The 1,517-nt window shown below is 58.2% G+C and carries 2 protein-coding genes; one reads left to right on the top strand and one right to left on the bottom strand.

The window, feature by feature from the left end; all coding sequences use genetic code 11:
• On the top strand, positions 1-591 hold a 591-nt coding region (locus Q2T52_RS26740), incomplete at its 5' end, for a TetR/AcrR family transcriptional regulator (RefSeq protein ID WP_302079939.1).
• Here the strand turns inward: Q2T52_RS26740 and Q2T52_RS26735 are convergent.
• On the bottom strand, positions 585-1,517 hold a 933-nt coding region (locus tag Q2T52_RS26735), incomplete at its 5' end, for a penicillin-binding transpeptidase domain-containing protein (protein WP_302079938.1). The genes Q2T52_RS26740 and Q2T52_RS26735 overlap by 7 nt on opposite strands.

Here is a 1,517-nt window from a genome sequence, read left to right as displayed (position 1 = left end):
GGCCGAAGCGAACGTATTCAGATTGCTGTTCACAAGGCTGTTCGAGAACTGATGGACGAGCAGCAGGACGAGGAACTCACCGTTGCCTTGATTGCAGCGCGTGCAGAAGTACCGCCCTCAACTATCTACCGGCGATGGGGAACCCTGCCAAAGCTGCTTGAGGATGTCGCGAAGGAGCGATTTCTGCCAGACAGCACCCCGACCGACACCGGAAGCTTTCGGGGCGATCTCGAACTTTGGCTGGAGCAACTGGTCGACGATTTATCCTCGGGACCGGCCAGAGCGCTGTTTCGCGAACGTATCACTAATGTGAAGATAGCCCAGACTGCAGCGGGTTATCCCTTTCAGAACCTCGTATGTCTGGTGGATAGATGCGCCGCACGAGGTGAGCCCGTTCTTGTTCCGGACCGGTTGATGGACATGATCTTTGCCCCGATCATCTACCGCATGTTCTTCGCGGGCCAGGTTATCACGAAGGCATATCAATTGGAGCTGATTGAGAACGCCCTAAGCTCCTCCGGTACGATGAGGCCGTTCGAGAACCAGCAGTCCATCAAGGATTACGTGCTCTACGAGAACGACCTTCAGTAATTGACCAGCAACTGCTCTTGCCCCTCACCGAAGTGGGGCTGGACGCCGAGAAGCGCACCGGCCCTGCTGATGATCTCCCTCGCCATCGGCGCGGCTGTATATGCAGCAAGACGGCCGCCTTTCTCCCCGGTCAGCGGAGCATCGATGACGGTGAGGACCACGTAGCGGGGCTTGTCGATAGGGAAGCCCGCCAGGAAGGCATTGAAGTTCAGGTGGGCTGCATATCTGCCATTGATAACCTTGTCGGCCGTGCCCGTCTTTCCGCCCACATTGAAGCCAGGGACGAGTGCACTTCGCCCGGAACCTTTGACGCCGTTCCAGTGAAAGAGGAACCTCATGTCGGCGCTGGTGGAGGTCTTGATGACCTGGGTCGCGGTGGCATCGGCTTCTGCGGCCGTCCTCGGAAGGAAGGTTGGTTCAATGAGTTTTCCCCCATTGATCAGGGCGGCTCCTGCGACTGCAGTTTGAAGCGGTGTGGTCGCCACGCCGTGTCCGAAGGAAATCGTTGCCTGGTTGATCTTCCTCCATGGGTGGGGCTGCGTCGGCGTCGCCACCTCCGGCAACTCGGTCTTCATCTTCGACAGGAGACCGAGCTTTGTCAGGAACGCCTGATGGTCTGAGAGTTCGATCATCGATGCAATGGTCGCCGTCCCGATGTTTGACGAGTATTGGAAGACCTCGGGCACGGTCAGCGGGCGTCGTTGGCCATGATCATCATGGATCGTGAAGCCCGCGAGCCGGTAAGGCTTGCTGGCATCCACCACGCTGTTCAGGGTGATCTTACCCTGGTCAAGTCCCATCGCGAGGGTAAAGCTCTTGAACGTCGAGCCCATCTCGAAGGTGGCGTTGCTCATCCGGTTGAACCAACCCTTCTCATACTCCTTGTCGACGCTTCCGTCCGGCAAGGTACGGGAGGGTTCGTTGGG

The organism is Rhizobium oryzicola, from assembly GCF_030504645.1.
Lineage (GTDB): Bacteria > Pseudomonadota > Alphaproteobacteria > Rhizobiales > Rhizobiaceae > Neorhizobium > Neorhizobium oryzicola.
Note: the sequence above shows the minus strand (reverse complement) of the source record. Positions and strands in the feature narration are given on the sequence as shown.